The organism is Dyadobacter sp. CY351 (genome assembly GCF_021502625.1).
Classification (GTDB): Bacteria; Bacteroidota; Bacteroidia; order Cytophagales; family Spirosomataceae; genus Dyadobacter; species Dyadobacter chenhuakuii.
In genome coordinates, this window is the sequence record NZ_JAKFFU010000013.1 from 20,540 (window position 1) to 40,976 (window position 20,437).

A 20,437-nucleotide genomic window follows, 5' to 3' on the forward strand; every position below is an offset into this window, starting at 1 on the left:
ATTGGAACACAGTTTCAAATCATAACTATGAAACGTCGAGATACATTAAAAGCATTAACGCTCAGTTCATTGGGAATAACCGCATTAAGCCCGCAGGTTGCCCTCGCTGAACAAAGAGAACTTGATATCCAAACGCCCCCGGAAACCCCGCTTAAAATTCCGGGTGGACGCACAAAGGAAGAAGCGATCAGGGACGCCAAATTAATGAAGGAAAAATTCCTTACAGTGGCAGAACTGGCAACCATCAAAGTGCTGGTAGACATTATCATTCCGGCTGATGATAAATCGGGCAGCGCGTCACAAGCGGGTGTTCCGGATTTTATCGAATTCATTGCCAAGGATATGCCTCAAAACCAGGTTCCTTTGCGTGGCGGGCTGAAATGGCTGGAATTGGAATCTAACAAAAGATTCAAAAAAGGCTTCACATTATTGACCAAAGCGCAGCAATTGCAGATTGTGGACGACATCGCATATCCTGAAAAAGCGAAACCAATGCACAGCCAAGGTGTTGCCTTCTTCAATCTGATGCGTAATTTAACTGCATCCGGTTACTATACATCTAAAATTGGCATTGCTGACCTGGGTTATATGGGTAACACGCCAAATGTATGGGAAGGTGTTCCTGCGGATGTTTTGAAGCAATATGGTTTGAGCTACGAATAGCATTTGGTTTTATAGCAAAAGGCCCGATTACTTCTCAGTAACCGGGCCTTTTCATTTATAGTAACTTTGCTATTAGTAAAGCTTCTGACGCTGCTGCTTCACAGTTTCGTCTTTCAGGAATTCGTCGTAAGACATTAGTTTATCCAAGATTCCTTTCGGCCCGATTTCAATGATCCTGTTCGCGATAGTATGAACGAACTGGTGGTCATGGGAATAGAACAAAAGACAACCGGAGAAATCGATCAGACCATTGTTCAATGCCGTAATGGATTCAAGGTCAAGGTGGTTGGTAGGATCATCCAAAACCAATGCATTAGCACCGGACAGCATGGTTCTGGAAAGCATACAACGCACTTTTTCACCTCCCGAGAGCACTTTCGCTTTCTTTAAAGATTCTTCACCCGAGAAAAGCATTCTTCCCAAAAATCCGCGGATAAAACTTTCGTCCTTCTCCTCAGAATATTGACGCAGCCAGTCAACCAGATTCAGATCTACGTCAAAAAACGAAGTCGGATCTTTTGTGAAATATGACTTGGTGATGGTAACGCCCCATGTGTAGGTTCCTTTGTCCGCCTTTTGTTCTTCATTGATAATATCAAAGAAAGAGCTGATTGCCATCACGTTGCGGCTCACGAACGCTATTTTGTCTCCTTTATTTACATTGAAACTCACATTTTCAAAAAGCTTCGTGCCGTCATCAGCCGTTTTTGACAGACCTTCCACACGCAGAAGCTGATCGCCCACTTCCCTTTCAGATTTGAAAGCGATATATGGGTATTTACGTGAAGACGGCTTAATGTCATCAATGGTAAGCTTATCCAACAGTTTGGCGCGGGAAGTTGCTTGCTTGGATTTCGAAGCATTGGCACTGAATCTCCTGATAAAATCTTCCAATTCCTTGCGCTTATCCTCGGATTTCTTGTTCTGGTCCTGACGCTGCTTCAAAGCGAGCTGGCTGGACTCGTACCAGAAAGAATAGTTACCGGAGAACATTTGTACTTTACTGAAATCAATGTCGACCACATGCGTACAAACCTCATCCAGGAAGTGCCTGTCGTGGGAAACAACGATCACGGTGTTTTTGAAATCGGCAAGGAAGTTTTCCAGCCAGAGCACTGTTTCAACATCCAGGTTGTTGGTAGGCTCATCCAGAAGCAGCACGTCCGGATTTCCAAAAAGCGCCTGTGCAAGTAAAACCCGCACTTTATCATTAGCATTCAGATCACCCATTGTGGCAGAATGCTGCTCTTCCGTAAGGCCTAGTCCGCTCAATAATTGCGCAGCTTCGGTTTCGGCTTCCCAACCATTCAAGTCAGCGAATTCTGCTTCCAGATCGGCTGCTTTTTCACCATCGGCGTCTGTAAATTCTTCTTTTTCATAAATCGCCTCGCGCTCCTTCATGATCTTGTAAAGGCGCTCATGGCCCAGGATCACCGTATCCATCACAGTATATGCATCGAATTCGAACTGATCCTGTTTCAGGAAAGTCATCCTTTCCCCGGGGTTCATGCTTACATTGCCTGTCTGCGGTTCTATTTCGCCCGAAAGGATCTTCAAGAATGTAGATTTCCCAGCGCCATTCGCTCCGATCACACCATAACAATTGCCGGGAACAAACTTTATATTTACCTCGTCGAATAATACCCTTTTGCCGTATCGCAATGATACGTTCTGAACCGTAATCATTTTAAAATAATTTTTATGAATGAAAGCGCAAAACTACGAAATTCAGAACGAATTCGCATGTTGAACAAACTAAAACAAACGAAGCGAACCAGTGATTACCAGTCCGCTTCACAGAAATATTGAAATAAGATTAAGGAATAACCCGCAATGTATGGGCGCCTCTGCCAACGCTGATCATCGCGCCCTGTTTTTTGAGCGAAGGCGAATCGCCTTTTGCAACCGTCCAGAACTCAACTCCTCCATTTCCTGTGCCATAAGCAAGATATTCAAAGACAGAAACGGCAACATTTGAACCATCCTTATCAAATGCAACGCTTTGCGGATAAATGCCTTCAAACGGATAATCAGCCACTTTTGTCAGTGCGCCCGTAGGCGCTGCAACTTTATATAATGTCAGCGAAGCGCCGGCTCCTGAACCTGCTTCCGTCCAGGGTGCACCGCTTTTGCCCGCATTGACGGTTACGAGCATAGAGCCGTCCGGGCTCACTGCAAACGATCCCGTATTTGTTCCGGCAGGAACCTGCGCGGCTACTTTATGTTCGATCGCGCCATCCATAGAGAAGTTAACAACATGGATTTCGCCGTCCCCGGTTCCTTTTCCAGGTGATGCCGCCTTGGTATCCAGCACAAAATAATGCCTTCCATCTGCCGAAAATTTACCAAAAGAAGGCTCTGCTCCCACTTTTACGGGCTTGCCAACCATTTCCACATTCTTCAACTTCCCTGCTTCCCGGATCACTTTATAAAGTCCTACTTCATTGGAGTTATCAAGTGTAAATGCGATGAAATCACCGGACGGATGCCAGGTAATGTCTATAATTTTATTGGTTGTGTCAATCGTTGCCGGCAAGTTCAGAACACGCGCCGGTTTGCCGTCTGCTGCTGCCTCAATAAAAACAAGCTCTTTGCCCACTTCATTGGTGGTTAAGATCAGCTCGTTTTTGTTCACATCCATGGCAATCGGTTTTTTACCAACTGTAAAACCAAACTTAGCTTTCGGCGCTGCCAGGTTGGCAATATCAACGACGAATAATTTTTCGCCAGCCGGAAATTCGGCCGTCGCGTCTTTATACTCACTTACGCCGTCCTCAGGGCGAAGCCTGCTGTCCAGCACGAATGCCAATGATCCGTTGGCCGGGACGGCTAATGTCTTTGAAGATGCAAGCACAGAATTGGATACGATAGCGCTTCCAAATCCCTTACTGCCTCTTTCAACTGGAAATTTAATGGTCGTCAGCAGATCTTTTGCTGTGTTATCCCTCAACAGCTTGCCATCGACCAGCGCTGATGCTGCCATGTCGGCATCTGAAACAACGACCAAACCCCGGGCATTAAAATTAATGGGTGATTGGGCAATCGCCGGAACTGCTCCCAAGGCTGCCAAACCAGCAAATAATGCGACTTTTTTCATAGAGTGAATTTAAGTTAAAGGTGGTTACATTATTAAAAGGGTGGTTAAACCAAAGAAACCTTGTAAAGGGTTTAAGCCTTACAAGGTTTCTTTTTCAATCCGCAATATACGACAAAAAAAGAAAAGCCCCGATAACAGCGTTACCGAGGCTAAAATCTTTGCTACAAAAAATTATGCTGCAACTGAAATTGAATTAACCAATCTGGCCAATTTCGACTTCTGGTTAGAAGCTTTTTTCTTGTGGATGATGTTTTTCTTTGCCAAACGATCCAACATTGAAGATACAGTTTTGTAAACTTCAACAGCTACTGCCTTATCGGTCGTATCACGCAATTTCTTTATGTATGAACGTGTAGTTTTGTGTTGGTAGCGATTACGCAAACGCTTTGTTTCGTTAGCGCGGATTCTTTTTAATGCTGATTTATGATTTGCCATTTTGTAATGATAATTTTCTCTTCTTCTATTCGGTTTGCAAAAATAGAAATTGCTTGTTGAAATGCCAAATTTAGCTGTAAATATATTTGCTAAACCTTACAATACTCACTTGGGCATACGTTGCACATCCGAATTCAGATATTCTTCTATGCGGTTTTCCAATTCAGAATAAGGAATGTTGCTGTGCAGCTCACCTTCCACAGCAAGCGAAATTTTACCTGTCTGCTCCGAAATAACGATCACAATGGCGTCCGTGGCCTCGCTCATGCCCATGGCAGCACGATGCCTGAATCCCAGCGACGATGGAACATCGATGCCGTCAGCAACCGGTAAAACACACCTGGCCGCTTTCAAAATACCGTCTACAATGATAATAGCGCCGTCATGCAGCTCACTATATTGATTAAATAAAGAAACCAGCAGCGGCTTGGAAACGCGCGCATCCAATAGTTCACCCGTCTCCACAAACTTGCCCAGATCGTCGCGCTTGTTGATAACTATGAGTGCCCCGGTAAAATTGGCGGCGATGGTTTTGGAAGCATCGACAATCTCTTTCAAATTTTTGCCTTTCAGGTCCAGCACAGAATTGCCCATCATTTTTTTAAGCAAACCATTATTGGTATAAATGGTCGACTTACCTATAATGAGCAAAAACCGCCGGATTTCCTGCTGAAAAATCACGATCAGTGCAACGGCTCCCACGCCCATGAAATATTGCAGGATAGCGGTGAGTAAGCCCAGTCCCAGTCCTTTTACCACCAGATAAAACACGTAAACAAACAGGTAACCCAGAAAAACCCGGCTCGCGATGCTTCCACGGACCAGTGTAAAAACCTGATAAAGAAGGATGGCCACCAAAAAAACATCCAGGACATCAGCCCAATTGATGTTTAAAAAACCCACACGCATAAGAAAATCAATATTATTTCGCGACTAAATTACTCTTTTTAATTTACACTTGAAGTAGCCATCCACAGTTTAACAGCTTCCGCAGCGGGCCTAACATCGTGCACCCGAATGATGGAAGCCCCTCGTTCCAAAGCCATTGAATTCATCACAGACGTACCATTTAATGCTTCCGCAGCAGATATGCCTAACGTTTTATAAATGGTTGCTTTCCGCGAAATGCCAACCAGAAGCAGGCAGTCCAGCAAGCTGAATGCTGACAAATGATGCATCAACTCGAAATTCTGTTCCGTATTCTTGGCAAATCCGAAACCCGGATCCACAATAATGTCCGCAACGCCCAAGGATCTCAGCTTGTCTATCTTCCCTTTCAAATCTTTCAAAACATCCGGAACGAGCTGATTATAAGTGGTCATCGTGCTCATCGTTTGTGGCGTTCCGCGCATATGCATTAATATGTAAGGAACGCGTAATGTGCTGACAACATCAAACATCTGATCGTCCAGAGTTCCTCCGGAAACATCATTAACGATGTGGGCACCTGTTTCTATTGCCCGCCTCGCTACTTCGGACCGAAATGTATCGACAGAAATAATCAGTTCAGGGAAATTTTTATTCAGTGGCACCACAGCCGACTCCACCCGGTCCGACTCTTCGGCTGCCTCTACTACCTTTGCACCGGGACGTGTGGAATATCCGCCAATATCGACCATTATAGCGCCCTCAGCCAGCATCTGACCTGCTTTTGAGAGTAATTCATCTTCCGATCGCATCCGGCTTCCTTCGTAAAATGAATCGGGTGTAATGTTGAGAATCCCCATCACGGCTGGTGTGGACAGATCGAGCAGTTTGCCCCTGATGTTGAGCGTTTTTTTGCTAACTTGCAACATAAAATCTTGTTAAATCCAGACAAGGAAGTGATTATCAAAGTGTTTGATTTTCTTGTCTATTAAGCAGTAAACCAATTTTACGCAGTGAAATCCACAGAATCGGAATATCAGGAAATCATTCAGTATTGCCAAGATCTTTTCGCAAAAAAAAATAAAGATTACGGGACATCCTGGCGCATACTACGCATCCCTTCCCTTACCGACCAGATATTCATCAAAGCGCAGCGCATCCGCACCATTCAGGAAAAAGGCATGCAGAAAGTGGATGAAGATGTTTCCTCAGAATTCATCGGAATCATCAATTATTGCGTCATGGCATTGATCCAGATCGCCTCTATTGAGCAGAAGCAGGAGATCAATGACACTGAACTGACGACATTATACAATCAGCAAGTGAACGAAGTGAAGGAATTGCTGTTTAATAAAAATCATGATTACGGCGAAGCCTGGCGCGATATGCGCGTTAGTTCTATGACAGATATCATTCTCATGAAGTTATTAAGGATCAAGCAGATCGAGGATAATCAGGGATTAACCCTTGTTTCTGAGGGAGTTAAAGCTGGTTACCAGGACATTATCAACTATTCTGTCTTTTGTTTGATCAAATCCAATGCTTTGCAAACCAATTGATCCGGTATCGTCGTTACTGGCATTCCTAAAATTTTTGAAATGAAAATTCTTGCTCAGATCTCACGCGTTATTGTTGGCTTACTCTTCATTTTTTCAGGCCTGATCAAGCTGAATGATCCCGTTGGAACGCAATACAAGCTGGAAGAGTATTTCGAAGTCTTTGCAATGGACCTGCCCCAGTTCCATGACTTTTTCATGGCGCTTGTTCCGCTGGCGCTTTACTTTTCGGTGTTTCTGTGCACGGCCGAAGTGGTGCTGGGCATTGCGCTGCTTGTAGGATATAAACCCAGAACAACCGCCTGGTCGCTCCTGCTGATCATTGTATTTTTTACCTTCCTGACATTTTATTCAGCTTATTTCAATAAAGTAACGGATTGCGGCTGCTTCGGCGCGGCGATCAAGCTCACGCCCTGGACTTCGTTTGGAAAAGACATTTTCCTGCTTGCGCTGATCCTGATCATCGTCTTTTACCGAAAGAAATTCAAAGCATTGCCCACCGGCATTATCGTCGTCATTTCGACCATTGCTTCGCTCGGCATTGCTGTTTACGCATTAAGGCATCTGCCCATTCTGGACCTGCTCCCCTACCGCGTCGGCGCCAGCATTCCGGCCCAACTGAAACCTTCCGAGCCATTGCGCTATCTGTATATTTTTGATAAAGGCGGCAAAGAAGTTGAGTTTGAAAAATATCCAAGTGATACCACATTGATTTTCAAGGAAATGGTTGTGCTGAATGAGGACGCAAAGCCCAAAATAACAGATTACAAAGTTTGGAATGATGCAGGCGATTATACCGAGGAAACATTCAAAGGCAAGAAGCTTTTCCTGATCATTAAAAACCTGACAGACATTAATACTGCTGCCTTGCCAGACATTAATAAGCTCATTAACAGGGTAAAAACGAAGGGTGTAGAACCCATTATCCTTACATCAGGCAATAGTGAAGAAATTGTAAAATTCCTGGCGGCGCATCAGCTCAATGCTCCTTACTATTATGTGGATGCCACGGTTTTAAAAACCATTTCCAGGTCCAATCCTGGCTTGTGGCTTTTGAAGGACGGCATAGTAAAAGGAAAATGGCATTATAACGATACGCCGGACGCAGAGGAAGTCATTGATCTGGTAAAATAATGAGCATGAAGAATGTCATATTAGTCGGTATGATGTCGTCCGGCAAATCGACATTGGGTAAAAAGCTGGCGAGACTGCTGGGTTACAAGTTTGTTGATCTGGATAAATTGATTGAAAAGGATCAGCAAAGCGACATTCCTGGCTTGTTTGCACAAAAGGGAGAACCGTACTTCCGTGAAGTAGAGAGCCGTATCTTGAAGGAACAAGCTTCACAGCACGGCATCGTGCTGGCATCGGGCGGAGGAACACCTTGTTTTCATGATAATATGGCTTTTATTAAGGGAATGGGCATCAGCGTATTTCTGGATGTTCCTGCTTCCAGCCTGGCCAAAAGGATCCGCAGCCACGGCAAGGACGATCGTCCTATTTTGTCGGGAGCAACTTCGCTTGAAGAAACATTACAGAACAAAATCGATGAGCGCCTGCCGTTTTATTCACAAGCAGACATTGTTATAAAAGGTGAAATTGAAGCAAATCATTTACTAGAAATGCTTCATCCGTTATTGTAGAAAATCTGCATAACAGAAAAATGCCCTCAACAAGTGGATCACTGGTTGAGGGCATTTTCATTTACAGCTGAAATCGTTTTTAGAAATTCATCCCAAAAGTCATTACAACATTTACCGGCCTGTGTGTCACTTCAACAGACGCATAGTTTTCGGGATTATTTAAAACATAGGGTGTATAAAGGGATTTGAATGTGCTCATTGTTCCGCTGAGGTCGGCAAAAAACCTGTCTTTACGAATGCCAACTCCGGCTGAAAACAGCAGCTTATCTCTTTTAATTCCGTCATTGTTTTGGTAAGGATCGCCGATATAAGCAGCGCCAAGCCTTGCCCGGAACAAATTCGCCCTGAACTCACCGCCTAATCTGAAATTATAAGAGCTGCGGAATGTGTCTCTAAGTTCAGCTTTTGTATTGGACTTAAATGCAGAGTTGTCACTGCTGCTCAGGTAATTTGTCCGAACACCCATGGCACTGTAATCCTGGTATTCCACAGATCCGGTTATGAAACCTCTGTCTTGTACAAAGAATGTTGCTCCAAAGTTTGCTTTTAGCGGACTTCTCAACGAATACACAAAGTCATTGGGTGCGATTGGCAGGTTCAAATAGGGAGGCTGGATCAATGTTCCATCCGGTCCGGTTACACGGTCATCAACAAATTCCGCGCTGACATTTTGTGTAAAAGTCTCTTTGATAGAGCTGAATGTTGGACTGGTAAGCACACCGCCAAGCTGGAAAACAGGGTTAACCTTATAAATAACACCAAGAGCAAAATTCACCCCGTTGCCAGTTACGGTCAAAGCCTCATTTTGTTGGGTGTAGATCAACTCCGGACTGTTCACATAACTATCCTGAAAGGTACGGTCGTAATTATATCTGATCCTGCTGAAACCGAAGTTGGCACCGATGTACAGTTTATCATTATAATTACCTGCATAGGCGATCGTCCATTGCGTATTCGCGCCGGTTGCCGTATAAGTCCCGAACTGGTCCACGACGCTGTTTTTATCAAGCGCATTATAAGGAGGCCCGGCTTCTGACGATGGGCTTATCAGATACATTTGATAATAAGCCGCAGGCAGCGAGTAGGCCATCGGACCGCCATTGGAAGCGTTGCCCTCAAAGTCTGCGTCAAGCTGCTGGATAGAAACTTTGTTAGCATTGGCATCTTCAACCACTTTATCTACAAAGGCACTCTTGTCATTAGGGCCCGAGAATGTATAATGGTCCCGGAATGACTGCTGTCGCGAAAACGATATACCCAATGAAGAGCGTTTCCACTTGCGCTGAAAACCCGGCTGGCTGGCTATTACCAACGAAGCCTGTGCAATGTTCAAATTCCCTTTGTTTGCCGAGTTTTTATCGCCCAAATAGCTGGTTTTCGTGTTGCTGGGCGTGATTCCCGGACTGAATGTAAGTTCGGATCTGGTATAAAATCCCAACCCGGCCGGGTTGCCATGAATGGAGCTTGGGTCACCACCCAGCGAAGCGTGGTTACCGCCTAAGGACTGGAATCTGGCTGATCCGGTCTGGTCACTTTCGGAATATCGCAAAGCGTCTGTCGCGTATTGCGCGTAGGTTGTTGAGGAAGTTAAAAGGGCACAGAACACAGCGCCCCAAAGAAGTGGTTTAGTCATGTTTCAGATAAAGAATTCGACAGTTAGTTCAAATACTAATTAAACGAAAACCCTGCAAAATTATGACATCTTGCAGGGTTTGAAATTCATTTTAAGCGCAATTATCAGCCAATTATCTTGGTCCTCTTGAAGAAGAACGAGTTGCCCCGCCGCCTCCACCACCGCCACTGCTCGCAGGAGCACTGTAACTTCTGGATGGTGCGCTGTAAGTAGGCTGGCTGTATGTGCGTTGAGGAGCTGAGTAAGACTCGCTTCTGCTGCTCGGTGTTGAATAACTTCTTGTCGGAGCAGTATAGTCAGACTGGCTTCTCGTAGGTGCCGTATAAGTACTGCCACTTGAACCTCTCGAAGACCTTGGCGATGCCTGGTAGCTTCTTGTTGTTACGCCATCAGAAGAATAATTGCTTCCGCTACTGGCGCGTGGACGTGAGTAATATACATTGTTACCTTCGCTTGAACCTCTGCTGCTGTTGTATGAACTTCCAGCGGCTGTTCTTCCTCCCGCATCTGCAACGCCTGTTCTGTTACCTGATCTTGACGACCGCGGTGAAGAATAAGTATCATTTGCTGAAATCGTGCTGTTTGCTGCACTTCTGCCTGATCTGTTACCTGATGCACTACGCGGAGAACCTACATAATTTCCATTGCTGTTAGAGCGGCCATTGCTCCTTGAACTAGTTCCGGCAACCACGCGTGGTCCGGCTGTTCTGGTCAGGCCTCTGCTTTCGTAATTGTTCACTACAACAACCGGACGGCTGTAAGCCCATGGATTATAGCCATAACCACCTCCGTAGAAGCTATCATAACCGTACCCGTACATGCTATTATAGCCCCATGGAGAATAACCGAAGCCATTGTAACCGAAACCATTATAACCAAATGGATCATAACCGAATCCGTACATGCTGTTCATCCCCCAGGGCGAGTAGCCATATCCCAGCATTGAACCCATTCCAAAACCTACGTAAGGACGAATTCTGCCATATCCGAACTGGAACCCAAGATTCATCATGCTTCCGGGCCAGTACGAACCCAAACCGCCAAAGCCGTAAGGATTAGCAAAACGGGATGCGCCGCGGTCGTAACCGTCTGCAAATCCGGCGTTATAGCCTGGATCCGGTGAAAGCGCGCGATTTACACTTCTTGAAGACAAGTAGGACTCATCATAGTAATCACTTGTTCCTTCATCCGCATTGCCTGTATAGGCGTAGTCGGGATTGTCTGAGCGGGAAATATCTTGATCTGCACCCTGTTCTCCTCTCACTACGCCAGGGCCGGTGTTATTTCCGTAGAGGTCATCATAACCGCCTGATCGTGAAACATATTGATTTGTGGTACATCCCCAAGCTCCCAGCAACACTAGCAAAGAAAGATATTTTGCTTTATTGATCATCGTCATGGCTTTTAAGGATTAAAAGTTTGTTGCTAATATATATAAAATTTCGTTCCTAAGTACTAAGTAAACGTCCGTTACAATACATTAATTCCAAAGTTAACATAAAAAACTATCTTTGCAACTCGCGAAAAAACAGGGTGAGCATAACGATATACTCCTTTTCATTAATCAAATAATCCTAATAATGAGTAAAGCCTTACCAACCCGAAGTGAAAATTACTCCGAATGGTACAATGAGTTAGTAAAAAGGGCCGACCTGGCCGAAAATTCCGCAGTGAGAGGCTGTATGGTGATCAAGCCGTATGGTTATTCGATCTGGGAGAAGATGCAGCGTGCTTTGGATGATATGTTTAAGGAAACAGGCCATTCCAATGCTTATTTCCCGCTTTTCATACCAAAATCATTTCTTAGCAAAGAGGCTTCACACGTGGAAGGCTTTGCCAAGGAATGCGCTGTTGTGACGCATTATCGCCTCAAAAACGATCCCGATGGAAAAGGAGTCATTGTGGATCCGGACGCGAAACTGGAAGAAGAACTGATCGTTCGTCCTACTTCGGAAACGGTGATCTGGAGCACTTATAAGAACTGGATCCAATCCTACCGCGACCTGCCCTTGCTGATTAACCAATGGGCCAATGTGGTTCGCTGGGAAATGCGCACGCGGTTGTTTTTAAGGACCACCGAATTTTTGTGGCAGGAAGGCCATACGGCGCATGCAACCTCCGCAGAAGCCATTGCAGAAACAGAACAAATGCTGGAAATATATGCGCAATTCGCTGAGGAATGGATGGCGCTTCCAGTTGTTAAAGGCGTAAAAACGGCTAACGAGCGTTTTGCAGGAGCAGTTAATACATATTGCATTGAAGCTTTGATGCAGGACGGGAAGGCCTTGCAAGCCGGAACTTCTCATTATTTGGGACAAAATTTTGCGAATGCTTTTGACGTCAAATTTCAGGATAAAGATGGCAAGCTGGAATATGTATGGGGAACTTCATGGGGCGTGAGCACGCGGTTAATGGGCGCACTAATCATGGCGCATTCTGATGACGCCGGATTGGTTTTGCCTCCGAAACTAGCCCCTATCCAAGTGGTGATTGTTCCAATTTATAAAAATGAGGAGCAGCTGAATTTAATTTCTGAAAAGGTAAAGGAAATTTCCAAGGAGCTTAAAAAACTGGGGATCAGTGTGAAATTTGACAACAGTGATGCCTATAAACCTGGTTATAAATTTGCCGAGTATGAACTGAAAGGCGTTCCCGTGCGTCTTGCTATGGGTGCACGCGATCTCGAAAACGGAACGGTGGAGGTTGCACGCAGGGATACCAAAACAAAGGAAACGGTTTCGCTGGAAGGCATTGCCGAATTCATCCAGTCGTTGCTGGACAACATTCAGGAATCCATTTACAACAAGGCGCTCGCATTCCGCGAAGAGAACACGACAAAGGTCGATTCGTTTGAAGAATTCAATAAAGTGCTCGATTCCAAAGGCGGGTTTATTCTGGCGCATTGGGACGGCACATCAGAAACTGAGGAAAAGATCAAAGAAGAAACTAAGGCTACAATCCGCTGCATCCCATTGGATCAGGTGAAAGAATCCGGCGTTTGTATTTACTCAGGAAAGCCTTCGGCAGGAAGAGTCGTTTTTGCCCGGGCATATTAATTTTATCAATCCGAAAACAGTTCATTTTCCGCTGTTAGTAAGGCATTTTTAACCATTTAAGATTTACAAGATGAAGCAGGCGCAGGCAGGTGACAATGTACAGGTCCATTACAAAGGGACTTTGACAGACGGACAACTTTTTGATTCTTCGGAAGGACGCGATCCGTTAAATTTCAAGCTGGGTAGCGGTCAGGTTATCAAAGGTTTTGATGATGGCGTTACAGGCATGGAAATCGGTGATAAAAAGACCATTCACATCCCGAATGCAGAAGCTTACGGCCCTGTAAATGAGGATATGGTTATCAATTTCGAACGCTCACAAATTCCTGCCGACATTCCTCTGGAAGTGGGCGGAACGCTTAATATGCATCAGGATGGCGGACAGGTTATCCCGGTTGTGGTGAAAGAAGTGACAGAAGAATATGTCATTCTGGATGCCAATCACCCATTAGCAGGTCAGGACCTGATTTTTGAGCTTGAATTGGTTGGGATCAACTAATAAGTGTAGAAAATTAGAAGTTAAAAGCATAAAGTCAGATGAATGTCTGGCTTTATGCTTTTTTATTTGGCTAATTTCAGACTGAATGCTTCGGGTTTGTTGCGGGAGATTTTAAGCAGCACCTGTTTCTCTGCCAGATCATGCAGCATTCGTTCCGCCCGTTTTTCGGAAATATTAATGATCCGTGAAAAAACTTTGGCTGTTACCGAGTCCTGCTCCCGCAGATAAGTGATCAGTGTCTTTATATGTCTGGATGCCAATAGTTTTTCCAGGTCCGCATCGGTTTCTCCCTGCATGAGCAGTTTTGGAATGGGAATGCTTTTGTCCTTTACCCGAATGTAAATGATCCGCATATCTTTCTCATTCACCGCATAATGTGGCTTGTCGGGGCTTTCGTCAACATCCACCTGCATCACCTTTTTTCCGTCAAGTAACGCAGATTTTATCCGGATCGTCAGCTTCGGCTCAATCAATTTACCCGTGGCCGTTTCCAGCTTTTTCAGCTCGGCCAGCTCGGAACCAACGCCCAGGATCGCGCCCGAATCGGCAATCCCGATCAACAGGCTGCCGCCGGAGGTGTTGGCGAACGATACAATGGTTTTAGCAATCTTGTACGGGCTGTCAATCGTCCTTTTAAATTCGGTCGTAAGCCCTTCTCCTTCTTTGATAATCTGTATGATGCTTTTTTCGCGCATTTAAATCAATCCATATTTTTTCCCTGGCAGCGATCGCACCATTCCCTGGAATTCCAGGTTAAGCAACAACGCCGCCAGTTTATTCAAGTGCATTCCGGCATGCCAGGAAAGTTCGTCAACTTGCATAATGCCTTTCTGCCGGAGCAATGCCAATATCTGGCTTTCGTCCTGTGTAAACCCTTCAAAGCTTGCCTGCATCTGGACCGGACGAACTTCCGCAGGCTCGTCTCCTGCCTGCTCCCAGCCCATTGCCACCGCCATATCCTCAACAGACGTGAATATGGACGCTTTGTTGTCCCGGATCAGAAAGTTACAACCTTCTGAATGCACGCTGCCCAGCATGCCGGGCACTGCGTAAACATCCCTGTGGTAATTCTGAGCAAATTCGACCGTAATCAGGCTGCCGCCCTTCCGCGCCGACTCTACCACAATGGTAACATCACTCAGCCCCGCAATGATTCGGTTCCTTGCAGGAAATCTCATAAAATCAGGTTTGGTAGCAAGTGCATTCTCGGTAACAAGGCCACCATTTTCCTGCATTTCGAATGCTGTTTTTTTGTGGGCAAAAGGATAGATGACGTCCAGGCCGCTCGCCATGACGCCGATCGTGGGCATATTGTGCTTCAGACAGGCCCGGTGGGCGGTGATATCCACACCAAATGCCAGGCCGCTTACGACCATTACATGATAAGGTTCCAGCTCCTTGATAATGGTTTCCGTCACCGATTTCCCATAGTCACTCACCTGCCGCGTCCCGACGATGCCCACCGTCCGGCTCATATTAAAGTCAAAATTGCCGCGTGAGTAAAGGACAATGGGTGAATCGTAAAGCGATTTCAGTCTGGCCGGATAAGCCGGGTCAAAAAAGAAGTGAAGGTTGGTTGTAGTATTCTTGCAGCTGAGGAATTCTTTTTCAGCCATTCCAAGCGATTCCTTGTTTAATATCGCCCTGGCTACTTTATCGCCAACCCCGGGAATGTGGATGAGTTTTCGGTAATCCGATTTAAAAACTTTCTCCGCGCCGCCGCAATGACTGATTAGCTGCCGGATGGTAACTGCGCCGACTCCGGGCGTGTGTATAAGCGCGAGTGTACAGATCTTTTCGTACTCTGTTAATTCCAACATGATAGTGTGTTTTGAGTGGCATACAATTTGCCTATATACGTAATGAAGATAAATCAAAAATAACAAAAATCCTCAAAGGGAATATGGATAATTTACAGGCCGCTGAAACAGAACCGGTTCAGAGTTTTGAAGGAATGGGTGCGACGTGCTACCCGGAAGGAGTTTATTACAGGGTGTGGGCGCCACACGCTGAAAGTGTTTCGGTAGTGGGGACTTTTAATGATTGGAAAGCAGATGCAAATCCCCTTTCACAAGAAGAAAACGGACATTGGGGTGCACTTATAGAGAATTCGAAGGAAGGTGATGAATACAAGTTTGTTTTACAGACACCATCCGGAGAATTGCACAGAAACGATCCTTATGCATTGAAGATGACCAACTCGGCCGGAAACTGCGTGGTTTACAACCACGCAAGTTTCGATTGGCAGGATGTTGGTTTTGAAATTCCAAGCTGGCACGAGCTGGTTATATATGAGCTTCACGTTGGAACATTCCATGTGAAAGAAGAAGGTCAAATCGGAACGTTATACACCGCTATTGAAAAGCTGCCATATCTCAAAGACATGGGTTTCAACGCTGTTGAATTAATGCCCTGTTCTGAGTTTCCAGGATCGCGCTCGTGGGGATATAATCCCGCAAGTCCTTTTGCAATAGAATCTGATTACGGCGGCCCTGATGGCTTGAAAGCATTCGTGAAAGCAGCACATGAGGCCGGCATAGCCGTTATCCTGGACGTGGTATATAACCACTTCGGGCCTTCGGACCTGGACATCTGGCAATTTGACGGATGGCATGAGAACGATGGCGGCGGCATTTACTTTTATAACGACTGGCGTGCAGAAACGCCTTGGGGCAGCACCCGCCCGGATTACGGCCGTGGCGAAGTAAGACAATACATTCATGACAATGCCATGATGTGGCTGCGCGAGTTCCGTGTAGATGGACTGAGAATGGATATGGTCCCTTACATACGGAATGTGAAAGCAGACGGAAATCCTGGTAACGATATACCTGAGGGCATTTCATTAATGCAATGGATCAATAAAGACATTCGCGAATGTTATCCAAACTGCATTACCATTGCAGAAGATATGCATTCGCTGGACTTCATTACGGACTCTGTCGAAGATGGAGGCCTGGGCTACGGTTCTCAATGGGATGCCAGGTTTGTGCATTCAGTTCGTGAAGCCATTATCACCGCTAACGATCAGGACCGGAATATGGAAGATGTTGTTGAAGCGATAACACACCGTTACAATGAAGATTCCTTTCAACGCATTATTTATACTGAATCACACGACGAAGTGGCTAACGGTCAGGCGCGCGTGGCGGAAGAGATTGCAGATGGCGATGTAAATAACTGGTATTCTAAAAAACGCGCTGCTCTGGGCGTTGCGCTGGTGCTTACTTCACCAGGCATTCCAATGGTTTTCCAGGGACAACCCTTGTTAGAAGATAAATGGTTTTCCGACAGCGACCCGATTGATTGGTCAAGACTGGAAAAATTCAGTGGATTTGCAAATTTACACCGTGATATGATCCATATGCGCCGGAACTGGTTCGGTGTAACCAAAGGGCTGCAAGGACAGAATGTTGAGATCATTCGCGCCGATAAAGACAAGAAAGTGATCGTGATGCACCGTTGGAGTGAAGGCGGGCCAAAAGACAGCGTTGTTGTCGTACTGAATTTTTCAGTTGAAACATTCCATGACTATAAAGTTGGTTTCCCAAGAGCCGGAAAATGGCACTTGCGATTTAACAGCGACAATGAGCAATACGATCCGGAATTCTCCCATCTGGGTGTGTTTGACATTGAAACAACGGATGGTGAATTTGACGGTCTGTCGGCTTACGCAGAATTGCAAATCCCACCTTATTCAGTGCTTGTATTCTCTCAGGAGGATTAATTATAAACCTATGATAAATGCAAAAGACCGGCTCATCACCGGTCTTTTTTGCTATTCAATTATCCTGAAAATCCGGTCCCAGCGTATTTTATTTACAAAACTAACGGGATCGGGATCCAGTGACATCCATACAAAAACTGCTTTTCCAACAATGTGGTCTTTGGGCACAAATCCCCAATATCTTGAATCGGCTGAATTGTGCCGGTTATCGCCCATCATGAAATAGTAATCCTGGTGAAATGTGTAATCGGTTAACACTTTTCCATTTTGAAGGATTTCCCCTTCCTTAATCTCTACGTTATCATTGCCGTCATAATTTCTGATAATCTCTCCGTAAAGGGCAATGTTCAGTGGAGACATTGGAATGGTCAATCCTTCTTTCGGCACCATGATAGGGCCATAATTGTCTTTATTCCAATACATTAAATCCGTCTTAGGAAATAGAAAAGGCTCTTTCAGTCCTTTGCTGCTGTAAATAGGCTCAATTCTTTTTACAAAATCAAAACCCTTCAACTTCTCAGCAATCGCGCTGGTTGTCTTGATAATGTAGCCCGACTGATCATTGGAAGCAATGGTGTCGTTAAACGTTTCCGTGAATTGGGAGAAGTCCGTAATGCCATTTTTGCGAAACACATTTTGTTCGTTCACCGGCGTAGATGTGGACACAAAATATTCACTCTGCATCCGGACCGGATTCTTTTGCGCTGCCCCATTCACATACACCTGGCCACCCCTTACTTCGAGCTTATCCCCTGCGATAGCAACACATCTTTTGATATAATTGGACCTCAGATCCAGCGGATGCGGATGCAGGTCCGGCAGCACGGAACTGTATTTATTATATGCATTGGGATGCTCCACCGGTAAATTAAAAACTACCACATCGCCCCGTTTCACATCCGCAAATCCCGGAAGCCGGTACTGCGGCAGCTGTATCCAATCCAGGTAAGACGGAATTTTCGTGCCCCAGATCATTTGATGCGTGAGTGGCATTTGCAATGGTGTAACGGGTGTGGTTGTGCCATAATGCAGCCTGCTCACAAACAAATAATCGCCTACCAAAAGCGAATTCTCCATGGAAGATGTAGGAATAACAAAGCGCTGAAAAATAGCCAACGGATCAATGTTGCAGCAATAACCGCGAACAGCACAGAATCCAGCCATTCCCGGAATGCAGATTTTTTAGGTTTAACTTGTTGAGGCTTTCGAGGAATAGAAGTGACAGACATAATGCCGAATTATAATTTCTTGGCAATATAATGTTTATCTTAATAACAAGTTAATAGTTATATAATGTTTATTTATATATCAAAAAAAATAAGGAGCGCATGTTGCGCTCCTTACCATTTCCATGTATAATATCTGCTGCTTAGTTGATCACACGGAACAAACGGTTCCATCTGATTTTATTAAAGAAGCTCGTAGGATTTGGATCGATGGACATCCAGACAAAAACCGCCTTTCCCACTATGTGATCCATCGGCACAAATCCCCAGTAACGCGAATCAGCCGAATTATGACGGTTATCCCCCATCATGAAATAGTAATCCTGCTTAAATGTGTAGCTTGTAACAGCCTTACCAGCCACTTTCAAAGATTTTTCATCAAACTCCACGCCTTCCAGTCCTTCATAATTCTTGATGACGGGACCATATGTCGCAATATTTTCAGGATTCAGCTGGACGGTCGCCCCTTCTTTGGGAACGGTGATAGGGCCGTAATTATCGCGGTTCCATTTGAACAAAGAGGAATTCGGATACAGCATGGGCTCGCTAATGTCCTTCGATGATTTAACCAATGTAATGCCTTTTACAAAATCATAGGCTTTCAGTTTAGCTGCAATTTCCACAGTTGTGAAAACCAGGTAACCCATTTGGTCATTGGAAGGAATTGTATCATTAAAGCTCTCAGTATACGCATTGTACTCCGAGATACCGTTTTCCTTAAACACTTTTTCCTCATTCACAGAAGTCGTCGTCGCAACGAAATATTCATTCTCCATCCGAACCGGATTTTCAACCGCAGTGCCATTGGCATAAACCTGCAAATCCCTCACTTCCAGCTTATCTCCGGGCAATCCCATGCATCGCTTGATGTAATTTGTTTTCAAATCAACCGGATGTTGCAGTTCGGGCGGATAGTTGAAAACAACAACGTCTCCCCTTTTCACTTCGCTGAAACCAGGCAGGCGATATTGTGGCAATTGAATAGCATCTGAATAGGAAGGAATGCTGGTTCCCCATATCGTTTGATGTGTTAATGGCACTTGCAGGGGCGTTTTGGGCGTCCTGGTGCCATAATGCAGCTTGCTGACAAACAAGAAATCACCTACCAAAAGGCTGTTCTCCATGGACGGCGTCGGGATTGTAAAAGCTTCGAAAAACAACCAACGGATCAAGGTCGCGGCAACAACAGCAAAAAGTATGGAATCGAACCATTCTCTGACCGGCGATTTTCTTTTGCCGGTGTGAGCAGTTCGGGAAGTCATTTCTTTATTAATAGCCATGCTATAATCAATTGATAGTTAAGAGTTTATATTTAGATTTTCAGGAGGTCATTCATACCAAAAACACCATTTCTGCCAGGAAGCCATTCGGCCGAAACCACGGCGCCCAATGCAAAACCTGCCCGACTGTGCGCAGTATGTGAAATTTCAATGGTATCCACTTCCGACTCATAGCGTACAATGTGCGTTCCGGGCACTTCACCCTCCCTTTTGGAGGTAATTTGCAGGTAACCGCTTTCCGTTTCAGGAGCCAGTTTCCATCCTTCCAGGTTGTCTATCTCGTCTGTAATCGCTTCCGCGAGTGTGATTGCCGTGCCGCTGGGCGCGTCCAGCTTGTGAATGTGGTGAATTTCGGTCATGTATTGCTCGTAACCATGTCCGTTCATCAGCCTGGCCAGCTGACGGTTGAGGCGAAAGAAAAGGTTTACACCAATGCTGTAATTGGAAGCATAAAAGAAAGCACCGTTTTGCTGCACACAAAGCTTTTCAATTTCTGCCCGGTGTTCGAGCCAGCCGGTTGTGCCGCTTACTACGGGCCAGCCTTTTTTCAAACAGTATGTAATATTGTGATAGGCAGCTTCGGGAGCACTGAATTCAATGGCAACATCCACATCGGCAGGCTGCAATGCATCCATTTCCGAGCGGTTATCAATGTCAATTTTCCCTACGATTGAATGTCCTCTTTCGAGTGCAATCTTTTCAATCGTCTTTCCCATCTTTCCATATCCCAATAATAAAATCCTCATTAACGTAAA

18 protein-coding genes and 1 pseudogene are annotated in these 20,437 nt (G+C 45.2%); 7 read left to right on the forward strand and 12 right to left on the reverse strand.

All coding sequences use genetic code 11. From position 1 onward, the window contains the following. Positions 1-27 precede the first annotated feature (27 nt). Entirely contained in the window at positions 28-663 is a 636-nt protein-coding gene (locus tag L0660_RS21995) for a gluconate 2-dehydrogenase subunit 3 family protein (RefSeq protein ID WP_233796114.1), read from the forward strand. A gap of 72 nt (positions 664-735) precedes the next feature. Here L0660_RS21995 and L0660_RS22000 read toward each other — a convergent pair whose 3' ends face one another. The 5 genes from L0660_RS22000 to folP all read right to left on the reverse strand — a co-directional run bounded on the left by L0660_RS22000 (position 736) and on the right by folP (position 5,991). After that, complete coding sequence (locus L0660_RS22000; RefSeq protein WP_233796113.1) at positions 736-2,349, reverse strand: ABC-F family ATP-binding cassette domain-containing protein; 1,614 nt, start codon at positions 2,347-2,349, stop codon at positions 736-738. A gap of 130 nt (positions 2,350-2,479) precedes the next feature. Next, complete coding sequence (locus tag L0660_RS22005; protein ID WP_235161347.1) at positions 2,480-3,760, reverse strand: beta-propeller fold lactonase family protein; 1,281 nt, start codon at positions 3,758-3,760, stop codon at positions 2,480-2,482. A gap of 171 nt (positions 3,761-3,931) precedes the next feature. Then, positions 3,932-4,195 carry a 30S ribosomal protein S20 gene (gene rpsT / locus L0660_RS22010; RefSeq protein WP_233796111.1) on the reverse strand — a complete coding sequence of 88 codons (264 nt, stop codon included), beginning with the start codon at positions 4,193-4,195 and terminating at the stop codon, positions 3,932-3,934. A 105-nt stretch (positions 4,196-4,300) separates the two neighbouring features. After that, complete coding sequence (cdaA, locus tag L0660_RS22015; protein ID WP_233796110.1) at positions 4,301-5,104, reverse strand: diadenylate cyclase CdaA; 804 nt, start codon at positions 5,102-5,104, stop codon at positions 4,301-4,303. A 38-nt stretch (positions 5,105-5,142) separates the two neighbouring features. After that, the gene (folP, locus tag L0660_RS22020; RefSeq protein WP_235161348.1) at positions 5,143-5,991 is read right to left on the reverse strand and encodes a dihydropteroate synthase; all 849 of its coding nucleotides are present in this window, start codon (positions 5,989-5,991) and stop codon (positions 5,143-5,145) included. An 84-nt stretch (positions 5,992-6,075) separates the two neighbouring features. On the opposite strand from folP, the gene L0660_RS22025 reads away from it, so the two are divergent. Genes L0660_RS22025 through L0660_RS22035 form a run of 3 tightly spaced genes read left to right on the forward strand, consistent with a single transcriptional unit; the run spans position 6,076 to position 8,261 of the window. Continuing rightward, the gene (locus tag L0660_RS22025) at positions 6,076-6,621 is read left to right on the forward strand and encodes a DUF1599 domain-containing protein (protein WP_235161349.1); all 546 of its coding nucleotides are present in this window, start codon (positions 6,076-6,078) and stop codon (positions 6,619-6,621) included. Positions 6,622-6,660: 39 nt separating this feature from the next. Further along, a complete protein-coding gene (locus L0660_RS22030; RefSeq protein ID WP_235161350.1) occupies positions 6,661-7,752 on the forward strand; it encodes a BT_3928 family protein in 1,092 nt (363 codons plus the stop codon). Between the two features lie 5 nt (positions 7,753-7,757). Further along, positions 7,758-8,261, forward strand: a complete 504-nt coding sequence (locus L0660_RS22035) for a shikimate kinase (RefSeq protein ID WP_235161351.1) — start codon at positions 7,758-7,760, stop codon at positions 8,259-8,261. 79 nt (positions 8,262-8,340) lie between these two features. Here the strand turns inward: L0660_RS22035 and L0660_RS22040 are convergent, their stop codons facing one another. After that, positions 8,341-9,894, reverse strand: a complete 1,554-nt coding sequence (locus tag L0660_RS22040; RefSeq protein ID WP_235161352.1) for a hypothetical protein — start codon at positions 9,892-9,894, stop codon at positions 8,341-8,343. Positions 9,895-10,006: 112 nt separating this feature from the next. Continuing rightward, positions 10,007-11,293 (reverse strand): hypothetical protein, encoded by a 1,287-nt coding sequence (locus L0660_RS22045; RefSeq protein ID WP_233796104.1) that lies wholly within the window; start codon positions 11,291-11,293, stop codon positions 10,007-10,009. Between the two features lie 181 nt (positions 11,294-11,474). Here L0660_RS22045 and proS point away from each other — a divergent pair, with 181 nt between their 5' ends. Both proS and L0660_RS22055 read left to right on the forward strand, forming a co-directional pair. Continuing rightward, on the forward strand, positions 11,475-12,950 hold the full coding sequence (gene proS / locus L0660_RS22050) for a proline--tRNA ligase (protein ID WP_235161353.1): 1,476 nt from the start codon (positions 11,475-11,477) through the stop codon (positions 12,948-12,950). Between the two features lie 70 nt (positions 12,951-13,020). After that, a complete protein-coding gene (locus L0660_RS22055) occupies positions 13,021-13,449 on the forward strand; it encodes a peptidylprolyl isomerase (protein ID WP_026630306.1) in 429 nt (142 codons plus the stop codon). A gap of 62 nt (positions 13,450-13,511) precedes the next feature. Here the strand turns inward: L0660_RS22055 and L0660_RS22060 are convergent, their stop codons facing one another. Further along, positions 13,512-14,144, reverse strand: coding sequence for a helix-turn-helix domain-containing protein (locus L0660_RS22060; protein ID WP_235161354.1), 633 nt, complete (start codon positions 14,142-14,144; stop codon positions 13,512-13,514). Further along, entirely contained in the window at positions 14,145-15,269 is a 1,125-nt protein-coding gene (gene dprA, locus L0660_RS22065; RefSeq protein ID WP_235161355.1) for a DNA-processing protein DprA, read from the reverse strand. It lies immediately after the preceding gene. Between the two features lie 83 nt (positions 15,270-15,352). Between dprA and L0660_RS22070 the strand changes: the two genes are divergently transcribed. Further along, positions 15,353-17,176 carry an alpha-amylase family glycosyl hydrolase gene (locus tag L0660_RS22070; protein ID WP_235161356.1) on the forward strand — a complete coding sequence of 608 codons (1,824 nt, stop codon included), beginning with the start codon at positions 15,353-15,355 and terminating at the stop codon, positions 17,174-17,176. A gap of 51 nt (positions 17,177-17,227) precedes the next feature. Here L0660_RS22070 and lepB (L0660_RS22075) read toward each other — a convergent pair. The 3 genes and pseudogenes from lepB (L0660_RS22075) to dapB form a co-directional block, all read right to left on the reverse strand. Continuing rightward, positions 17,228-18,405, reverse strand: a pseudogene (lepB, locus tag L0660_RS22075) (signal peptidase I). 140 nt (positions 18,406-18,545) lie between these two features. Next, positions 18,546-19,682, reverse strand: coding sequence for a signal peptidase I (lepB, locus tag L0660_RS22080; RefSeq protein WP_235161357.1), 1,137 nt, complete (start codon positions 19,680-19,682; stop codon positions 18,546-18,548). Positions 19,683-19,714: 32 nt separating this feature from the next. Continuing rightward, on the reverse strand, positions 19,715-20,428 hold the full coding sequence (gene dapB, locus L0660_RS22085; RefSeq protein WP_026630312.1) for a 4-hydroxy-tetrahydrodipicolinate reductase: 714 nt from the start codon (positions 20,426-20,428) through the stop codon (positions 19,715-19,717). Positions 20,429-20,437: the final 9 nt, after the last annotated feature.